This is a genomic window from Idiomarina sp. (genome assembly GCF_048265525.1).
In the GTDB taxonomy this organism is placed as follows: Bacteria; Pseudomonadota; Gammaproteobacteria; order Enterobacterales; family Alteromonadaceae; genus Idiomarina.
The window spans coordinates 809,747-828,588 of the sequence record NZ_JBLXBI010000001.1; the positions used below are offsets into that span (position 1 = coordinate 809,747).

Consider the following 18,842-nt stretch of genomic DNA (forward strand, 5'->3'; position numbering starts at 1 on the left):
AATTACCAATGCCGACTTCTCCACGCTTTTATCGCTGGTTAACACAAGTTTGTTACTGGCCACTGCTCATTTTAGTTGCACTATGGCACGGTATGCCAACCGATGCGCCGGGCACATTGCCAGCTTATATTGCTTTGTTCCTCTGGGTGCTGCCGTTGTTGTTCCCTCTGCATGGGCTGGTTAAAGGCAAACCTTATACCCACGCATGGACTAACTTTGTTTTGATGTTTTACTTTCTGCATGGCTTAACTGTGGTCTACACCCACCCGGATGAGCGTTTGTGGTCAATACTGGAACTGATATTTACCACCGGTGCATTTATTGGCGCAACAGGTTATGCCAGATACCAGGGAAGAGCTCAGGGATTAGGGCTGAAAAAACTAAAAGACTACGACTAAATTTCGAGAACCTGCTTAACAAAAGGAATTGTTAAGCGGCGTTGGTAAGTAATAGAGGCTTTATCAAGCTCGTTTAACGCTTTCATTAAATCTCGCATGGAACGACCCAGTCGTTGAGTCATAAAAGCTGCGACATCGCTCGGCAACTCCAGTCCGCGCCATTGCGCCCGCAAAATTAACGCATTAATTTTTTCTTCGTCATTCAGCGGTTGAACCTGAAAGCCCGTTGCCCACTGGAAACGCGATTGTAAATCCGGTAACAACACTTTAGTTTGAGCCGCCGACTGCTTGGCCGTCATCACTAAACGCGTTGACTCATTATCGGTTACGCGATTAATAAGCGAGAACAACTCAAAACTCCAACTTTGTTCCTGAGTTACCGTATCAATATCATCCAGACAAATAAGATCTGCCTGATCAATTCCCTGCAGAACAGCGGATGCATCGGCTTTAGCCAGTTCACACAAAGGTAAATACGCAATGCGATATTGTGACCCGGCCGAGGCTATGACGCTGTGCATTAAGTGACTTTTGCCTACCCCACTCGCTCCCGACAGCCAGGTCAATTGCTGATTTCGCTTTAGTGGAGGCTCGGCTGCGGGCAAGCTTTCTAACCAACTTAATAAGGTTAAGTTGTCACCCGCAAGAAAAGTAGAAAATATCTCGTCATCCGGCAATTGCACAGCTAACGGTAATTGCTGTGGTGACATCAGCGGTTCTCATTCCAACGGTAAACCGGTGTTTCGGCCTGCTGCGCCGCAACAAAGGGGCCCACTTCCTGCGATACCAGGCGCCCATCCAGATTAATAGCCTGCAGTATCTGATCGACCGGACCATTAACCACAATCTCAAATTCGCTCATAGCTTGCGAGTATTCAAGTAAACGGACTTCGCGAACAGAGACAATACTATCCAAAAACGCTTCCAACTCTAAAACACGGCTTAAGCTACTTAATTTTTCAACTTTAACCATTAAGGTATTGCGAACATTTTCATCGCCAGCGGTAACGCTATACTGCTTCGCTAACTGCGCCATTAACTGCTCAACCAGGGGCTCGGCAAGCCAGTCCGGGCTGGTTGCTGTAACTTCGCCAGAAAAACGGTCGTCTCCCACTTCAACAAACCAGTTTAAACTCCACGGCTCTTCCTCGTCGTCCTGACGAATCATACGACCGACCAATAAACCATCGGTACCGTAACGTTCGGTAGTGGTTCTCACCGGGTCTAAAAAGCGCCCCCATACATCGGTTGCGTTTATGGTGAAACTGTCGGTCAAATCCATTAAAGGTAGCTGAATTGGAATACTGTACTGCTGCGCAAAGAATCTAAGTTGTTGGGTAAATACTGACTCGCTATTACTGTCGATAATCACGCGCTGCCCATTACTGTTTTCCTTCGCTATCCACAGCATCAATTGCGGTCGCCGACTACCCCAGTAGGGTAACTGCTGCTCCGCCAGCAACGCGCGCAGCTTACTACCATCAAATGTCGCCGTTAAAGTTCGCTTTTCTTCATTTTCGCTGTAACCGTATTGCACCAGGTAATTATTCACATCACGCTTTGCTCGCTGTATCGCATCATGCCCGGCCAATTCAGCCTGTCCGGTTAATTTTGTAATAACACGGTCAAAGGCTTTCCCTATTGCCTGCTGCCGATGAGACGAACTTTGCGAAGCCACTTCCACTTCTGCTGAATATAAATTTTCAATCAACCGCGCTTCGACCTCTTTAGCTATAAAAAGGCTAAACAGAAAAAATAAACTGGCAGCGAAGTAATGAATCTGCGACTTTGACATGTCATTATCCAAATAAGACTTTGAGAGCATATTAAACAGCCAGGTAGCGAACAGCAAGTAACAACTTGTGGATAAGCTTGTGGGAATCTTCACTAGGAAAATAAAGCCACTAACGGTAGTATTGCGACAAACGGACGAAGGGTGACAAAGGCATGCTAAAACAACAACTTCGCGGTATCAGCTCACTGCTTGGCAGCATTAGTTTAATTGGGGTCTGTGTTGGCATGACCAGTACCCTGTTAAGTTTGCGCGCTACCATTGAAGGTTTTGGTACCCTGGTTACCGGCTTTATCATGTCGGCTTATTTTATCGGCTATTTATTTGGCTCGACCCGCGCGCCAAAAGATATTCGCCGGGTGGGTTATATTCGTTCATTTGGCGGCCTTGCCGCGCTGGCTGCCTTTAGTATTCTCATGCAGGCTATCTGGGTCGACCCTGTAGTCTGGTTTGTTATGCGTTTTATAACCGGTTTCGCTATTTCTGGTATTTTCGTCATTGTTGAAAGCTGGCTTAATACCATGGCCGATAACCGCAGTCGCGGCACCCTGCTGTCAGTTTATCTGGTCATTATTTATAGCGGGCTTATTGTCGGGCAGCTTATTCTCGGCGTGGCCGACCCGGCCGGCTTTGTTGCTTTCGCTATTGTCGCTCTACTCATTAACTTAGCGCTTATTCCAATTCTTGTCAGCGTTACGGCAGAGCCGACAACGCACGAAAACCGTAAAGTACCCATTTCACTGCTACTGAAAACCGTTCCGCTGGGCGTAATTAATGCGTTTATAATGCAGGCCTGTTATGCCATGTTTTACGGTATAGGCCCAATGTATGCGTCCTATATAGGCCTTAGTGTTCTGCAAATTACTTTTTTCATGGCAGCCTTTATTGCCGGTGGCCTAGTTTCACAAGCACCCTTTGGTTTGTTATCGGATCGAATAGACCGTCGTTTTGTTATTGCTATTTGTGCCGCCGGAGGAACCCTGACGGCTGCCGCTCTGTCGCAGCTTGATGCATCAAACGCCATTCTCATTTACTTAAATGTGGGACTTTTAGGCGCCTTCATACTGCCCTTGTACTCTCTGGGTATGGCACACACCAACGACTATCTGGAACGTGATCAAATGGTAGGAGCAACCGGTGCCATCATTAAAATTGGGGGAGCAGGCTCTATTATTGGTGCGCCTGCGGTAGCTGCGTTAATGCAGTTTGGTGCCATTAATTACTTCTTTTTACTCTTAGCCGCACTTACCTCCTGTGTTGGTTTTTATTCTCTGTACCGCATTACACGGCGGGCAAAAGCAGAAGACCAGCTGCACAGCAACTTTGCCATACTGGCACCGTCACAAACTTCTGATGAGCTTTTAACGTCAATGGCTGAGGAAGCCCCGGAAACGGAAGAAGAAGACGACGAAGAAATGGAATCCAACGCCGTCCTTCGTTAAGAGACTTAGTCTGAGAGCAGGTCATTCACCCAGATAGTGGCCTGCTCCAGAATGTCATCCAGATGTTGCTCGCTGACAAAGCTTTCTGCGTAAATTTTGTAAACAGGCTCTGTGCCTGAAGGTCTGGCCGCAAACCAGCCTTTATCGGTAGTCACTTTTATCCCACCAAACTGGGCGTCATTCCCTGCCGCTTTGGTAGAAATGTCAGACACACTGTCGCCCGCCAGTTCAGGCAGTTTTACTTTATAGGCGCGAATGTCTTTAAAGCGCCCATTCTTTTGTGCACTGGAAGCCGTATCAACCCGACGATAATAAGCCGTACCATGTTGCTGGCATAACTCATCGTAATACTGACCGGGGTTTTTACCGGTTTTCGCCAGTATTTCAGCCGCCAGCAGTGCCATGACAATGCCGTCTTTATCGGTCGTCCAGGTATTGCCTTTACGGTCGAGTAAAGTAGCACCGGCACTCTCTTCACCGGCAAACGCAATTGAACGTTCAAACAACCCTTTAGCAAACCATTTAAAACCCACCGGCACTTCCATAAGAGATCGCTCGTTTGCGCTCACCACGCGGTCGATCATGGCGCTGGACACTAGAGTCTTCCCAATGGCAATGCTGTTATCCCAGTCGCGGTTCTTACATAAATAGTCTATTGCAACAGATAAATAATGATTCGGGTTCAGCAGCCCGTGTGTCGGAGTCACTATGCCGTGACGGTCGTAGTCCGGGTCATTACCAAAAGCCAAATCGTAGTTGTCTTTTAGCTCAAGCAAGCTGGCCATGGCAAAAGGCGACGAACAATCCATTCGAATTTTGCCGTCTTTATCCAGCGGCATAAAGGAGAATGTCGGGTCAACCACGGCATTGCGAACCTCAATCGACAAGTTGTAGTGCTCTGCAATTTGCGTCCAGTACTTAGCGCCCGAGCCACCCATGGCATCAACCGCCAGTCTCAGTTTCGCATCCTGAATAGCCGACATATCAATGCAGTCATCAAGCTGGCTAATATACTGCGTGCGCCAATCAACAAAGGTTAGTTTCGGGTGCTGTAATACGTCTTCACTCTCACAGGTATTCACGCCGACAAGTCCTGAAGACAGTAACGCGTTTGCGTATTTCTCTATGGTTCGGGTCACGTCAGAGTCTGCCGGACCACCATGTGACGGGTTGTATTTAAAACCGCCATCTTCTGGTGGGTTATGCGAGGGTGTAATCACCACGCCATCGGCTTTAGCTGTGTTCTCACGGTTCCACTCAATAATCGCGCGGCTTAAAACCGGAGTTGGTGTGTAGTCATGCTCAGTCTGAACCTGAACCTCTACGCCATTGCCAATAAAAACATCTAACGCACTAATGTAAGCGGACTCAGACAGCGCATGAGTGTCTTTAGCCACCATAATAGGTCCGGTAATGCCCTGCTCCTCGCGGTAAGCACAAATAGCCTGAGCAATAGCCAGAATATGCGCTTCATTAAAGGAACGCTTCAATGAACTGCCGCGATGACCCGAGGTACCAAAACTGACTTTTTCAGCCGCTTTGCGTGGGTCCGGCTCATAAACATAATACGCACTGGTCAATTGCGCTATATTGGTCAAGTCGCTGGCCTGCGCCAACTGGCCTGCTCGCTCGTGATCCGCCATTATAAAAAGTCCCTAATTTTTTCTGCATCGGCCGATTGATAACCCAGTTTTTCTGCTACCTGAGTCAGCATGGCTTTTTTCTTAGTCGTATTGGTATTGGTAATTACCCAAAATGGAGAGTCCGGAATCTGCTTCGGGTTCGTGCTGTTCCCCGATGTCAGTAAAGCTTCTTCTGAGCGGGCAAAATATTGACGATCACGACCGCGAATATCCAGCACTTGCGAAAATTCGCTCGGGTGGCAGCGGTACAACATGCTTAAAATATACAGAAAGCGCGCTACTACGCTTTTCTGAATACGCACATCCTGCTCATTCAAACGGTTAAAAACCGACTCAGTGAGTTCGCTTTTGCTGTCGGCTTCAGGTTCACTGCTATTCACGTCAAGCAAACGACGCAGAATATCCGATGCGCTCTCGCCTATTTGTCTGGTATGGCTTGCAATGTACGTGTATAAGTCATCGTCAATGTCAATCCGCTTCATTGTTGACTTTCTACCTCTAAAAATTGAAAGGTTGCGCTTTGTCACTTGCAACACCCCGACAAAGCCTTGAAAATATAGACCAAAGTTTATCACTAAAGGCAGTTCGATGGCAGACTCTTCATTGTTGAATCACGAAACATTAGGTACGGATAGCAATCCGGCTATCATCATTATTCACGGTCTGTTTGGCGATAAAGACAATTTAAAAAGTCTTGCCCGTGAACTGTCAGAAGACTACTACTGCATTTTGCCCGACGCCCGTAATCATGGTGAATCGTTTCACAGCGACAGCATGACTTACCCGGACATGGCAGAGGACATTATCAAACTGGCTGACTCGCTGAACCTCGAACAGTTTTATTTAGTTGGTCATTCCATGGGTGGCAAAATAGCAATGGAAACTTGCATAAAGGCCCCTGAACGGATTAAAGCGGCGATATTTGCCGATATTTCACCCGCAGCTTATGACGGTACCCACGACAGCATATTAGACGCTCTTTCTAACCTGGACATAGACCAGGTAAAAAGCCGCGGCGACGCCGACAAACAGTTAGCCGAGACAATTTCAGAAAAAGGTGTACGCCAGTTTCTGCTGAAAAACCTGAAAAAAACTGACGACGGTTACCAATGGCGGCTTAACCTAAAAGCCCTAAGAGAAAATTATCAGCAAATTTCAGCGGCCGTCAGCAAAGGCCAATACGACGGACCGGTACTTTTTATAAAAGGAGGTAGCTCAAACTACCTCACAGAAAAGCATCAACAAGACGTGGCAGCCCGATTTAGCAATGCCTCGGTAAAAGTTATTGAAGGTGCAGGCCACTGGCTACATGCCGAGAAACCAAGAATATTTAACCGCCTGGTCATTGAGTTTATAGCGCAGTAATCTCGCCACCAGCCGTGCTTTATGGTAATCTAAGCGCCGTAAAAAACAGTCAAGACCGCATTAAGCATTCTTAGGTTAAGTACCAGCGAGGTTAAGCAGTATGTTAGCTGAGTATTACGAACAAATTGAAGTTCTGGCCACCAATTTTACGCTGGGCATACTATTCTTACTAATAGGCTTAGCCATTCGGGACGTGTTAAAACGTTCTGCAGTGCCCAAATTTGGCCAGGTTATTGTCTGGATGGTGCTCTTTCTTGGCTGTTTTGGCTTTATCGCTAAAGGTATTATTCAGGTGCTCTGGGAATCCGGAGTTTAACCCAATTGATAATTTACGCCGCTGAATGGCAATCCATTCAGTACTGTTTATTCGTATAATCAGGTGAAAATTGACTTATGGCAACTGTTGGAATTTTCTTTGGAAGCGACACCGGTAACACCGAAGCCGTCGCGCAGATGATTCAGAAAGAGCTTGGTAAAAAGCTCGTTGATGTAAAAGACATCGCCAAATCCAGTAAAGAAGATATTGCCAATTACGACTTACTATTGTTCGGTATTCCGACGTGGTATTACGGCGAAGCTCAGTGCGATTGGGATGACTTTTTCCCCGAACTGGAAGAGATAGATTTTACAGACAAGCTCATTGCCATTTTTGGCTGTGGCGATCAGGAAGATTACGCGGAATACTTTCTTGATGCCATGGGCATGGTTCGCGACATTGTGGAAGCCCGTGGTGGCATTATTGTCGGACACTGGCCTACCGAGAGCTACAATTTTGAAGCATCTAAAGGCATGGCCGACGACACACACTTTGTCGGTTTGGGTATAGATGAAGACCGTCAGCCAGAGTTAACCAAAGAACGCGTTAGCAAATGGTGCCAGCAAGTTTATGAAGAAATGTGTCTGGCAGAACTGGCAAGTGACAGCTAATACAGGGTATGCTGTTATACATGTTTAACTGAGATACTAATTATTATGGCGAGTAACGACGAACAGCTGAAAAAAGCAGGACTAAAAGTCACTTCCCCACGGATGAAGATTCTGGAGATTTTGAAAAAACCAGATAACCAACACATCAGTGCCGAAGATGTCTATAAAATTCTGCTGGAACAAAAAGATGAAATTGGCCTGGCTACCGTTTACCGGGTACTAAACCAGTTTGATGACGCTGGTATTATTACTCGCCACCACTTTGAAGGTGGGCGTTCGGTATTTGAGTTGAGTGCAAAGCACCACCACGATCACCTGGTGTGTTTAACCTGTGGCCACGTTTTTGAATTTGAAGATGACGTAATAGAAGAGCGTCAGGAAAAAGTAGCCGCAGAAAATAAAATTAAACTGACTAACCACAGTCTGTACCTTTACGGTGAATGTCAGCGTGGTGAAGGCTGCGAATACAAAGCTGCCGCTGAGGCAGAGTAATAATATGGCACTGCGCTGGCTCATTTACGGTGCATACGGTTATTCGGGCAAACTTATTGCCCATCAGGCTAAAAAACGCGGTTACCAACCTATTTTAGCTGGCCGTAACGAAAACGCCCTTGAGCCAGTGGCACGCCATTTAGACTTTCAATACAGGGCATTCTCGCTCGACAGTATTGATGAAGTTCAAAAGCAATTAGAAGACGTAGACTTAGTCATTAATTGCGCCGGCCCATTCAGCCAGACCGCAGTTCCCCTTATTCAAGCCTGTATTGATACCAAAACCCACTATTTAGACATTACCGGCGAGATAGACGTATTTGAATACGCTCACTCTATGGACAAAGCCGCGCGCGAAGCCGGCATTGTTATATGTCCTGGCGTTGGCTTTGACGTTATTCCAACCGACTGTATTGCCGCGCGACTCAACGCCCAGATGCCGGAAGCAACACACCTAGCCTTAGGTTTTGATTCAGGTTCACGCATGAGTCGTGGCACTGCCAGAACCAGCATAGAACGTTTAGGTCGTGGCGGCGCTGCCCGTATTAAAGGACAAATTACCGATGTTCCTCACGCCTGGCATTCCCGTTGGATAGATTTTGGTAATGGTGAAAAATATGCCATGACCATTCCCTGGGGCGATGTCTCTACCGCCTACTACACCACGGAAATACCCAACATTGAAGTGTACATACCGGCCAGCCCGCGCCTAGTCAAGAAAATGCGCCGGATGAACTGGTTCCGCTGGGTATTTAAATGGAAATGGGTTCAGGCTAAGCTGAAGAAAAAACTCGAATCACAGCCTGCTGGCCCTGAAGAAAAAGAACGGAAGAATAACCCGACTTACGTTTGGGGTGAAATCAGCGATGCCAAAGGCAATAAGAAAAGTATGCGGGTTAAAGTGAAAAACGGTTATTCGCTAACTGCCGAAGGGGCTGTTGAGGTAGCTATTCATACCTTAAGTCAGAAACAGTCAGGGGGCTTTTACACCCCCTCACGTTTGTATGGCGCTAAGCTACTGGACCAGTTTAAGATCCAGTAGTTTGTTCCTGTTCTATTTTCGCCCAGCTGTCGCGTAAACCAACGGTCTGGTTGAATATTAAACGGCCTTCAGTCTCAGCATCCTGATCCAGACAATAGTAGCCCAGACGTTCAAACTGGAAGTTCTCGCCCAGTTTCGCACTCGCTAAGTTAGCTTCCACAAAGCCTTTCTTAATAACCAAAGACTCCGGGTTCAGGGTTGAGAACAAGTCTTCCTCGGCTGCCGGGTTAGGCACCTGGAATAAGCGGTCATACACACGGAATTCTGCTGCTTTTGCGGTTTCTGCAGACACCCAGTGAATAACGCCCTTCACCTTACGACCGTCCGCCGGGTCTTTACCCAGAGTGTCGGCGTCATAATGGCAGTAGATGGTCTGAATTTCACCGTTGTCGTCGGTTTCTACCCGGTCTGCACGAACAACGTAAGCATTACGCAAACGCACTTCTTTATCCAGCACCAGACGCTTAAACTTCTTATTAGCCGACTCACGGAAGTCTTCCCGTTCAATCCAGATTTCACGACTAAAAGTCACCTGACGCGAGCCCATTTCCGGGTCATTCGGGTGGTTTGGCGCATCCAGCAGTTCCTGTTCGCCTTCAGGGTAGTTTTCAATAACAATTTTAACCGGATCCATCACCGCCATAGCGCGTGGTGCATTGACGTTCAGGTCATCACGAATGCAGGCTTCCAGCATGCTCATTTCTACCTGGTTATCCATTTTGGTCACACCAATACGACGGCAGAACTCACGAACTGAATCTGGTGTATAACCACGGCGACGCAAACCAGCAATGCTGGCAATACGCGGGTCATCCCAGCCGCTTACTTTATTCTCATCTACCAACGTATTAATAATGCGTTTACTCATTACCGTGTATTGCAGATTCAGGCGCGAGAATTCAATTTGCTGTGGATGGCAGTCAATGCTGATGTTATCCAGCACCCAGTCATACAAGCGACGGTTATCCTGGAACTCCAGCGTACACAGTGAATGTGTAATGCCTTCCAGCGCATCCGAAATGCAGTGGGTGAAGTCGTACATTGGGTAAACGCACCATTTATCACCAGTCTGGTGATGGTGTACAAAACGCACACGGTAAATAACCGGATCGCGCATACACATAAACGGCGAGCTCATATCAATTTTTGCCCGTAATGCGGCGGTGCCTTCTTCGTGCTTACCTGCTGTCATGTCAGCAAAGTGCTTTAAGTTCTCTTCCACAGAAGTATCACGGTAAGGGCTGTTTACGCCCGGCTCTTTCAGAGTACCGCGCATTTCGCGCATTTTATCCTGCGAACTGAAATCAACGTAGGCCAGGCCTTTTTCAATCAGCTCAACCGCAAACGCATGCAGCTGATCAAAGTAATTAGAGGAATAACGCGGTTCGCCTTCCCAGTGATACCCCAGCCACTCCACGTCTTTTTTAATGGAGTTCACATAGTCCACTTTTTCTTTCAGTGGGTTGGTATCATCAAAACGTAGGTTACAGGTACCGTTGTAGTCTTCAGCAATACCGAAGTTCAGCACTATCGATTTGGCATGGCCAATATGCAGGTAACCATTCGGCTCCGGAGGAAAACGGGTGTGTACAGTTGCGTGCTTACCACTGGCCAAATCTTTATCAATGATTTGACGAATAAAATTACTGGGACGAGAGTCAGTATCTGCCATGAACCTTTTGTCTCCGCTACAAAATCAACACCGGATAATATGAAGCGGCTATGATCGCAGGTTATCGTCAGCCTGACAAGCTAAGCGAACATTAAAAAACTGATAAAAACGGCGCAATTGCTGCTGTGCAACTTTACCCTCAATGCGGGTAAAACGAACGGTCTGCCCCGGCTGGCATTGTGCCAACCGACCTAAATCGAACGGGTTAATGGTGCCCAGTTTCGGGTAGCCACCTAAGGTCTGGCGGTCGTTCATCATAATAATAGGCTGGCCATTTGCGGGCACCTGTACAGACCCCACATTCACGCCTTCAGACACCAAACCCTCACCGTCATATTCCAACGCTTTACCGGACAAGCGAATGCCCATGCGGTCACTGTCTTTAGTCACTTCGTAATCTTCGTAACAGAAAGCTTCTCTTGCAGACATGGGAAAGGCGTCGTACTGAAAGCCCGGTATTAAGCCAATAACCGGGGTTTTCTGGTAGTCTGCTCTGTAGGCCCAGCCCACGCGCCGCGATACCTGATAGTTCTGCTCATTAAAACTCAGTTCATCACCCGCTTTTAAAAACGAGCCGTCTCCATGCAGGCCGCCAACCGCGTCACGAGTAACGGTTGCGCAACTGCCCCACTTAGATTCCACCTGAAAACCGCCCTGCACCGCTAAATAGGCTCTGACACCGGCACTGGCGTACGCCATCTTCAGGCGTTGACCCGCGCGTACTTTAAAATTTTGCCAGGTATTTAACACCTCGTCGTCCAGCGTCAATTGAACATCAGCACCGGTCACAGCACACTGGCAGTCACGGTCAAATTCTACTTCAAAGCCGCCCAGGGTAATTTCTATTTGAGCGGCATTAAAATGGTTACTCAGCAACCGGTTCGCCCATAAAAACGCGTGTTCGTCCATTGGACCGCCCCGGGTCAGACCTTTTGATAAATAACCAAAACGCCCGAAATCCTGAACGGCTGAGCGCATACCCGGCTCAATAATACGCATCATGACAAGGCCTCCGTGTCACCGCCTTCCTCAATAAACTGCTCTTTACTTACCGCGTAAAATTCTACTTCATCGCCTACGTTCAGCGGGCTGATGGTCCCCGATGAGGGGTCATATAACTGGGTAGAAGTACGGCCAATAATATTCCAGCCTCCGGGCGATGCCGACGGATAAACCGCCGTCTGACTTTCAGCAATGGCGACGCTGCCTGCGGTAATGCGCTTTCTGGGGTTATCTAAACGAGGCGTTCTGATCTTCTCAGTAACTTCACCTAAATAAGCGAAGCCCGGCGCAAAGCCCATGGCATATACGCGGTACGTCTGCTCGGTGTGCATTTTTATTACATCATCCACAGAGCAGTTGTTCATGTCAGCAATGCGAGCAAGGTCAGGCCCGACACTTTCATCATAATAAACCGGAATGCGATGCAGCTTGCCGCTCTGCTCGCTAGTATCAGAGCTGAGGTCAGCTAAAGCTTTACGCAAGCGTTCACGTATTTCGGGCTCATCAATGCTCAGCACGTTGTAATAAACCATTAAGGAGTTGTAGGACGGCACTAAATCCAGCACAACGTCAGACAGTTGCTCTTTTACTACCTTAACCGCAGCCAGAACACGCTGGTTAACTGACACGCTAATGCCCTCGCCTAAATAGACAATAACGGCATCGGCGCCGGCTGAAACGAGTTTTGGAAAATCAGACTCTTCTTTCATAACTGAACTATAGGTCATTCCTAAGTTTATTCGTTAGCTTGCCGGACAATACTCCGCAGCTTCTCTACGGTTTCTATCGCTTTGGGGTTATCCCCGTGAACACAAAGAGAATCAATTTCAATTTGCAGCGACTTACCCGACACACTCTCAATAGCACGACCTGTCGCAAAAGCCTCCGCCTGAGCATACATGGCTTCAACATCACCGTGCACGGCGTCAGGATTGCTACGCGAACGCAACTGCCCATTATCGTCATAAGCGCGATCGGCAAAACCTTCAAACCATAATTCCACACCAAACTGCTGCGCGCGGTGGCGCCAGGCGTCATTTTCGGGAGTTGCCATAACCATTAACGGCAAGGGTTCATGTCTGTCGTCCTGCAAGGCGGCAATGGCCTGACAAACAGCATCGAATTGCTGACCGTCGCTTAACATGTCGTTATAAAGTGCGCCGTGTGGCTTCACATATTTCACTTCGGTTTTCTGGCCTGCACAAATGCCCTGTAAAGCCCCCACCTGATACTGAATTAAAGCGGTTACTTCATCGGGTTTTAACGCCATATGACGTCGGCCGAAACCAACAAGATCGGGGTACGCAGGATGCGCGCCTATCGTCACATCATGCTGCTTGGCTAACTTGACTGTTTTCAGCATAGTTAGAGGGTCTGATGCATGAAAACCACAAGCCACATTAGCGCAGTCGATGTGCGGCATAATTAAGTCATCGGCGCCCATTTTCCAGGTTCCAAAGCTTTCACCAATATCGCTGTTTAATGTAATTCCCGGATTACTTTCGGGGCTACTTTGACGACTCATTCCTCACCTTTTTCGGATTTTCTGGCTTCAATGTCTCCCATTAGCTTAACCAGACCCACGGCAAATAAATACAAACCAACACCTACGGCGGCGAGTTGTAACGGCGGCAAACAAAGCACCACCAGTTGATGTTTCACAAATACAGCTGCTGCACCAGTGAGTCCCATAGTCGTTATTGCGCTGGCAACTAAAGTAACAGGTGCCATCCAGGAAAGCAGCCAGCGGAACTTTAACAGTGCGCACAGCCCACCAATGACTAAGCCCCAGGCAACAGGAACGCCCAGTTTGTACCAGCTCAGATTAAAGTTCGCAATTAGAGTAATCAGGTCTTCCTGCTCTGCGGTGTAAAAAAACAGCCCCACCGCGCCGGCCAAAATAACAATTCGTTTTGCTATATTCATGAATTCGATTCCTAACTGAGTCTCTGTTTACATAAACAGACTAATCACAAAGATGATGATCGCAATAATAGGTATCCAGAGAATTGGAGACTGATACCATTTTAACGTTGGCTTATCGGTACGATTAAGCGACTTCAACGTCGGTTGCTTATACAGCCAGATAATACCAATTAACATCAATACCGCACCCGACAGTCTGACATTGGTATCGTTGTCACTCACCACACCCAAAACGGCCATTAACAGACCGACAATCAGAATCAGTAATGCCAAAACCCGTTGCCACATACTTCCCCCAAGTCATTGTTCTTATAATTATTGTCTTTATACTAAGAACTTATACTGTATCAGGTTCTGGAGCCATATGTTAAAGCAAATTCTTATCTGGTTAGGCGCTTCGGCCGTCACCCTTCTCGTCATTTTTGTCAGTGTTGTTGTGTACCAGTACACCGCCATGGAACCAGAATTACCGCATGAAGACGAGTGCGACATTCGTCAACTGGAAACCAGTGAAGACGGCGCGCTGGAAGTTCATAGCTACTGGTGCGAACGGGGTGAAAAACAAAGTTGGCAGGGCCATGAAATCTGGCTGCACGAACCACAGCCGGATAAATGGGAGCGCATAATGACCACCGAACACGATGGCTGCATTAAACTGGAACTGGCGGATCAGCGGTTGGAAATCAACCACGATGGCAAGCGCGGCGACATGTTTTTAGTCGAGCCGGTATTTCTGTTTAACGATGCACAAGGCGTCAGCCAGTCTCTGTCAGTGCAGGTTTCTACTAGCGGCGACGCCGTTTGCTCTGACTCTGGTGAATAACCGAGAGTTAAGCCAGCTTTAACACCCATTTCAGCGGCAGGCGTTTCATTACAAACGCCATTAATGCCCAGGGCCAACGCGGTACATAAGCTTTAACCGGCTCTTTATTGATGGCTTCGGCCAGCAAGCGACAGCCGGTTTCGGTGTCCACCATAAAAGGTGTGTTTTTCACCTTCTCGTTAATTTCCGAACGAATATAGCCCGGGTAAATAGTCGAGACTATTATTGGGCTGTTGCTGCCGTAGGTTTTCATTAAGTCTGCACGAATGCCTTCCGTTAATGATGCCAACCCAGCTTTGGTAGCCGCATAAACCGTCATAGCCCGCGGCATACCGCGGAAAGCACTCATGGACGAGATAGTCACCAGGTGCCCCTGTTTTTGCTCTCGTAGAATTTCCATAGCCGCTTCACACTGCGCCAGCGCGGCTACGAAGTTCGTTTCAGCCGTGGCTTTGTTTGCTTCAAAGTAGCCAGTGCCAAGCGCAGCGCCTTTACCCATGCCAGCATTAATAATAAAGCGGTCAACTTGCCCCTGCTCTTGCTTAAACTCCTGAAACACTCGGAACACGTCCTCGTGGACATTTACATCCAGAGTTTTAATGCTCACTTTTATGCCGGAATACTTTTCTTCCAGTTCGGTTTTCAAGGCTTCCAGCCGGTCTAGCCGACGCGCGCACAGGCATAGATCCTTGCCCTGAGCGGCAAACTCACGAGCCATACCTTGCCCCAGACCAGAGCTGGCACCGGTAATTAAAATGGTCTTCCTTTCTTGAGACATTATTGAGCTCTCTTTATTGTTATTGTCTTTTTATTCATATTTTTTAAGCTTTGGCGATACGACGGCGGCAACGCCACAGCAAGTAGTTCACCAAAAACCAGAAGTTCTTAAAGGCTTTATTGGTGGTTTGCTTATGGTGGTACCGATAATAAATTTGCTGGGCTATCACCGCTAAACGGAATAAACCAAACACTTCGTAGAAAGCAAAGTCTTCTACCTTGGTGCCAGTGCGCTCACAGTAGTAATCGATAACTTCTTTGCGGGTTAGCATGCCCGGGTAGTCGCTCGGCTGACGTTTGGTCGCACGCGCCACTTTGTCATCGCCCGCTTCTATCCAATAAGCCAGCGAGTTACCTAAATCCATTAACGGATTGCCTAAAGTCGCCAGTTCCCAGTCCAGAATACCGATAATGTCAGTTGGATCATCCGGGTTAAGTATCAGGTTGTCTAAACGAAAGTCGTTGTGAACCAGACAAATTTTCTCGCTTGGCGGCTGGTTCTCTTTAAGCCAACGCATAACCGAACCCGCGCCGAATACATTCCAGGTCTTTGCTTTTTCATAACGGCCACACCAGCCATTTACCTGACGTTCGGTGTAACCTTTACCTTTGGCTATTTTGCGTAGGCCGGTGCTGTCTAAATCCACCTGGTGCAGCTTTATCAGTTTATCCAACGCGTTCGTGCATAACTGCCGCGCCTGCTCAGAACTAAGATCCAGCCCTTTAGGAAAACGCCTCCGCGGAATAATGCCTGTTACGTGCTCCATCACATAAAACTCGGCGCCAATAACCGACTCGTCACGGCAATACGCCAGCATTCGGGGCACATGAGGAAACGCCGGTCTCAGGCGTTTCTGAAGACGGAATTCACGACCCATGTCATGGGCTGACTTGGCCTTTGTGCCGTCGGGTGGGCGGCGTAGCACCAGTGCCAGGCCGTTGTAATCTAAACGGTAAGTCCAGTTCGACACACCACCAGTATATTGGGTAATGCGCAAAGTACCGCGGTCTTCGGGAAGCTCGTCGCCTATATGCGCCGCCAGCCAATTATCTAATGCCTCTACGGGCAAAGTTTCTTCTTCGCGTACGTCACTCGCCTGATCGACTACGGCGGATGATGGATCAGTCATTAGAGCGCCCTTTCCATTGTTTTAACTCTGTTTTTGCAATAGTCGCACGGTGCACCGCGTCGGGTCCATCGGCAATGCGCAGCGAACGCGCAACGGTTAATAAGCCCGGCAGTGGCGTGTCGTGACACAGAGAAGCACCACCAAATAGTTGCATGGTTTCGTCCACCACCCGCTGCAGCACATTGGGTGCCACCAGCTTAATGGCCGATATTTCTTTAATGGCTTTCATGGCACCAACGTTGTCGATTTGCCACGCCGCATGCAGTGTCAGTAACCTTGCCTGATCAATGGCTACGCGCAAGTCAGCTAAACGCTCGGTATTGCCACCTAGCTTCATTAACGGTTCGCCAAAGGCAATGCGGGATACGCCCCGTTCAATAAAGAGTTCCAACGCGCGTTCTGCCGCGCCAATAGCGCGCATGCAGTGGTGAATGCGTCCCGGACCTAAACGTCCCTGCGCAATTTTAAAACCGGCACCAGGGCCGACAATGATGTTTTCTTTCGGTACGCGAACGTTATCGAATACCACCTCGCCATGACCGTATGGGGCATCGTACTCACCTAAGGCAGGCAACATGCGTTCAATATTTACGCCGGGCGTGTTCAATGGCACCAATACCATGGAATGGCGATGATGTTTGTCGGCGTCCTCGTCGGTCAGACCCATAACAATGGCAATCTCAGCGTCCGGGTGACCTAAACCAGTACTCCACCACTTACGGCCGTTTATGACCCAATCGGAGCCATCCGCTTTAATGGTAGTTTGCATATTGGTGGCATCGGAAGACGCGACATCGGGCTCGGTCATACAAAACACCGAGCGAATGTCGCCGTTCAAAAGCGGTTTTAACCACTGCTCTTGCTGCGGGTCATCACCAAAGTGATAGAGCACTTCCATATTACCCGTGTCAGGTGCGTTGCAGTTGAAGACCTCGGGTGCTAAGAGGCTGCGACCCATGCGCTCAGCTAATGGCGCATATTCCAGCGTGCTTAAACCAGCACCAAGCTCTTCGTCCGGCAAAAACAGGTTCCAAAGCCCCTGCTCTTTCGCCATTTGCTTAAGCTCAGCCACCCGCGGCGGCACCTGCCATTCACGCCAATTCGGCGTGCTGTTCAGACGATAATTTTCTTTCTGATACTGGTTTTCATACGGCTCAATATGCTCGCGCATAAAGGCATCTAACCGCGCTAAGTAGTCCTTTGTTTTCGCACTGTAGGAAAAATCCATAACACCCGCTCCCAGCCAACGTTAAACAGCATTGTAGACATGAAAGGGTTGGTGGTACAACCAGAGTTGACCACAAAATTCTATTGTACATTGGGACTAAAACTCGCCAATCAGAAAGAGTAGATTCAACTACCTGAAATGAAGCTGAGACGGCCAAAGTGGCTGCGATAATCGGAAGGAGTATAGCCAGTAATGTTTTTAAAGGTTCTGCGAAATGAGGTATCGTCGGTAAAACCTAGTTGGTCGCTGATCTGCGAAACCGATTGTGAACTATAGATTAGGTAATCCGATGCCTGTTTAACTTTCACAAGCCGCATAAAGTGAGCGCATGACAGCCCGGTTATTGCCTTCACTTTTCTCGCAAGTGTTCGTTCAGTTGTATGAAGTACTTGAGCCAGAGCAGATACCATTAAACAATTCGCTGATGTTTCTTCAACCCAGGCATAAACCTGGCGGATCAATGGTTCTTCAAACTGCATCATATTGACAGCACGTAAGGGGGTTACCTTATGTTCCGGCTTGGGAACAACCATAACTTCAATAATATCCCTCAGTATGTTGTGTCCAAGCTCCTGTTCAATAATCGCCTGTGCGATGGGCAAATGCCCATTAACCCCAGAGGCTGTCATGACATTTCCGTCGGCAACAAAGGTCTGAGAAAAACGCCAGAACGTTTCGCGGTTTCGGGCAGAAAGAAAGTCGGTCAGCCACCAGGTTGATGTTGCCCTCCTGTTCTTCAAAAGACCGGCTTCAGCCAATAGACTCACCGCGGAGCAATAAGCCCAAAGTTGGGTCGATGGAGATATACCTTTCAGGATACTGATAAGGTCATCATAGTTATCCAGTAAACCGCTTAGGTCGTCCTCTCCATCCGTCCAGAAACCAGGTATAAGCAATGCTTCTAGTGAGTCGTCTGTCATTGGCAACGCGGGTACGACAGAAACATTAGCGCCGTACCGCGTCACTTGAATGTTTACGGGCTTATCGTTAACGCCTGTCCAGACAACATCAAATTGCGTTTTTCCAGAGCGTTGATTGGCAGCCTCAAGCAGCTCCGCGAATGCCAACAGCCCGGACGCCATGCATCCAGGGTAAACCACCAGACCAATTCTCATTTTCCACCCATATGGCTGATATTGAATGATTAATGTCGTAAACGGCCATTATGTTCAGTGCTCAATAA

22 protein-coding genes are annotated in these 18,842 nt (G+C 48.1%); 8 read left to right on the forward strand and 14 right to left on the reverse strand.

What is annotated here, in order from left to right; genetic code table 11:
• Positions 1-8: 8 nt before the first annotated feature.
• The gene (locus ACN0TF_RS03915; protein ID WP_417440835.1) at positions 9-398 is read left to right on the forward strand and encodes a DUF2069 domain-containing protein; all 390 of its coding nucleotides are present in this window, start codon (positions 9-11) and stop codon (positions 396-398) included.
• Here ACN0TF_RS03915 and hda read toward each other — a convergent pair.
• Together hda and ACN0TF_RS03925 are read right to left on the reverse strand one after the other, a co-directional pair.
• Complete coding sequence (gene hda / locus ACN0TF_RS03920; protein ID WP_417440836.1) at positions 395-1,108, reverse strand: DnaA regulatory inactivator Hda; 714 nt, start codon at positions 1,106-1,108, stop codon at positions 395-397. The two genes, ACN0TF_RS03915 and hda, sit on opposite strands and share 4 nt — an antisense overlap.
• Positions 1,108-2,193 (reverse strand): DUF2066 domain-containing protein, encoded by a 1,086-nt coding sequence (locus tag ACN0TF_RS03925; RefSeq protein ID WP_417440837.1) that lies wholly within the window; start codon positions 2,191-2,193, stop codon positions 1,108-1,110. Before ACN0TF_RS03925 ends, hda begins: the two co-directional genes overlap by 1 nt.
• Before the next feature lie 152 nt (positions 2,194-2,345).
• Here ACN0TF_RS03925 and ACN0TF_RS03930 point away from each other — a divergent pair, with 152 nt between their 5' ends.
• On the forward strand, positions 2,346-3,632 hold the full coding sequence (locus tag ACN0TF_RS03930; RefSeq protein ID WP_417440838.1) for an MFS transporter: 1,287 nt from the start codon (positions 2,346-2,348) through the stop codon (positions 3,630-3,632).
• 5 nt (positions 3,633-3,637) lie between these two features.
• Here ACN0TF_RS03930 and pgm read toward each other — a convergent pair whose 3' ends face one another.
• Positions 3,638-5,275, reverse strand: a complete 1,638-nt coding sequence (pgm, locus tag ACN0TF_RS03935; RefSeq protein ID WP_417440839.1) for a phosphoglucomutase (alpha-D-glucose-1,6-bisphosphate-dependent) — start codon at positions 5,273-5,275, stop codon at positions 3,638-3,640.
• Positions 5,275-5,757, reverse strand: coding sequence for a replication initiation negative regulator SeqA (locus ACN0TF_RS03940; protein ID WP_110013252.1), 483 nt, complete (start codon positions 5,755-5,757; stop codon positions 5,275-5,277). Before ACN0TF_RS03940 ends, pgm begins: the two co-directional genes overlap by 1 nt.
• Positions 5,758-5,863: 106 nt before the next feature.
• Here ACN0TF_RS03940 and ACN0TF_RS03945 point away from each other — a divergent pair, with 106 nt between their 5' ends.
• The 5 genes from ACN0TF_RS03945 (at position 5,864) to ACN0TF_RS03965 (ending at position 9,101) form a co-directional block, all read left to right on the forward strand.
• Positions 5,864-6,640 (forward strand): alpha/beta fold hydrolase, encoded by a 777-nt coding sequence (locus ACN0TF_RS03945; RefSeq protein WP_417440840.1) that lies wholly within the window; start codon positions 5,864-5,866, stop codon positions 6,638-6,640.
• A gap of 100 nt (positions 6,641-6,740) precedes the next feature.
• Positions 6,741-6,956: a DUF2788 domain-containing protein gene (locus ACN0TF_RS03950; protein ID WP_011234720.1), complete on the forward strand. Its 216-nt coding sequence runs from the start codon at positions 6,741-6,743 to the stop codon at positions 6,954-6,956.
• Between the two features lie 77 nt (positions 6,957-7,033).
• Complete coding sequence (fldA, locus tag ACN0TF_RS03955; RefSeq protein ID WP_011234721.1) at positions 7,034-7,567, forward strand: flavodoxin FldA; 534 nt, start codon at positions 7,034-7,036, stop codon at positions 7,565-7,567.
• A gap of 45 nt (positions 7,568-7,612) precedes the next feature.
• Positions 7,613-8,059 (forward strand): ferric iron uptake transcriptional regulator, encoded by a 447-nt coding sequence (gene fur / locus ACN0TF_RS03960; RefSeq protein ID WP_417437888.1) that lies wholly within the window; start codon positions 7,613-7,615, stop codon positions 8,057-8,059.
• A gap of 4 nt (positions 8,060-8,063) precedes the next feature.
• Entirely contained in the window at positions 8,064-9,101 is a 1,038-nt protein-coding gene (locus ACN0TF_RS03965; protein WP_417440841.1) for a saccharopine dehydrogenase family protein, read from the forward strand.
• Here the strand turns inward: ACN0TF_RS03965 and glnS are convergent.
• The 6 genes from glnS to ACN0TF_RS03995 are packed head-to-tail and all read right to left on the reverse strand — an operon-like array spanning position 9,088 to position 13,989.
• Positions 9,088-10,773, reverse strand: a complete 1,686-nt coding sequence (gene glnS / locus ACN0TF_RS03970; protein WP_417440842.1) for a glutamine--tRNA ligase — start codon at positions 10,771-10,773, stop codon at positions 9,088-9,090. The genes ACN0TF_RS03965 and glnS overlap by 14 nt on opposite strands.
• A gap of 48 nt (positions 10,774-10,821) precedes the next feature.
• Positions 10,822-11,775 carry a biotin-dependent carboxyltransferase family protein gene (locus tag ACN0TF_RS03975; RefSeq protein WP_417440843.1) on the reverse strand — a complete coding sequence of 318 codons (954 nt, stop codon included), beginning with the start codon at positions 11,773-11,775 and terminating at the stop codon, positions 10,822-10,824.
• The gene (pxpB, locus tag ACN0TF_RS03980; protein ID WP_417440844.1) at positions 11,772-12,503 is read right to left on the reverse strand and encodes a 5-oxoprolinase subunit PxpB; all 732 of its coding nucleotides are present in this window, start codon (positions 12,501-12,503) and stop codon (positions 11,772-11,774) included. The genes ACN0TF_RS03975 and pxpB overlap by 4 nt, the downstream gene beginning before the upstream one ends.
• Positions 12,504-12,511: 8 nt before the next feature.
• Positions 12,512-13,300, reverse strand: a complete 789-nt coding sequence (locus ACN0TF_RS03985) for a 5-oxoprolinase subunit PxpA (protein ID WP_417440845.1) — start codon at positions 13,298-13,300, stop codon at positions 12,512-12,514.
• Positions 13,297-13,701 carry a hypothetical protein gene (locus tag ACN0TF_RS03990; protein ID WP_417440846.1) on the reverse strand — a complete coding sequence of 135 codons (405 nt, stop codon included), beginning with the start codon at positions 13,699-13,701 and terminating at the stop codon, positions 13,297-13,299. Before ACN0TF_RS03990 ends, ACN0TF_RS03985 begins: the two co-directional genes overlap by 4 nt.
• A 27-nt stretch (positions 13,702-13,728) precedes the next feature.
• On the reverse strand, positions 13,729-13,989 hold the full coding sequence (locus ACN0TF_RS03995) for a hypothetical protein (protein WP_317497102.1): 261 nt from the start codon (positions 13,987-13,989) through the stop codon (positions 13,729-13,731).
• A 76-nt stretch (positions 13,990-14,065) separates the two neighbouring features.
• On the opposite strand from ACN0TF_RS03995, the gene ACN0TF_RS04000 reads away from it, so the two are divergent.
• Entirely contained in the window at positions 14,066-14,524 is a 459-nt protein-coding gene (locus tag ACN0TF_RS04000; protein WP_404396361.1) for a hypothetical protein, read from the forward strand.
• A 7-nt stretch (positions 14,525-14,531) separates the two neighbouring features.
• Here ACN0TF_RS04000 and ACN0TF_RS04005 read toward each other — a convergent pair whose 3' ends face one another.
• From ACN0TF_RS04005 to ACN0TF_RS04020, 4 genes are all read right to left on the reverse strand, one after another.
• Positions 14,532-15,302, reverse strand: a complete 771-nt coding sequence (locus ACN0TF_RS04005; RefSeq protein WP_417440847.1) for an SDR family oxidoreductase — start codon at positions 15,300-15,302, stop codon at positions 14,532-14,534.
• Between the two features lie 43 nt (positions 15,303-15,345).
• A complete protein-coding gene (locus ACN0TF_RS04010; RefSeq protein WP_417440848.1) occupies positions 15,346-16,431 on the reverse strand; it encodes a phosphotransferase family protein in 1,086 nt (361 codons plus the stop codon).
• Complete coding sequence (locus ACN0TF_RS04015) at positions 16,424-17,659, reverse strand: acyl-CoA dehydrogenase family protein (RefSeq protein ID WP_417440849.1); 1,236 nt, start codon at positions 17,657-17,659, stop codon at positions 16,424-16,426. Before ACN0TF_RS04015 ends, ACN0TF_RS04010 begins: the two co-directional genes overlap by 8 nt.
• Before the next feature lie 125 nt (positions 17,660-17,784).
• A complete protein-coding gene (locus tag ACN0TF_RS04020) occupies positions 17,785-18,774 on the reverse strand; it encodes a GlxA family transcriptional regulator (protein WP_417440850.1) in 990 nt (329 codons plus the stop codon).
• Positions 18,775-18,842 lie beyond the last annotated feature (68 nt).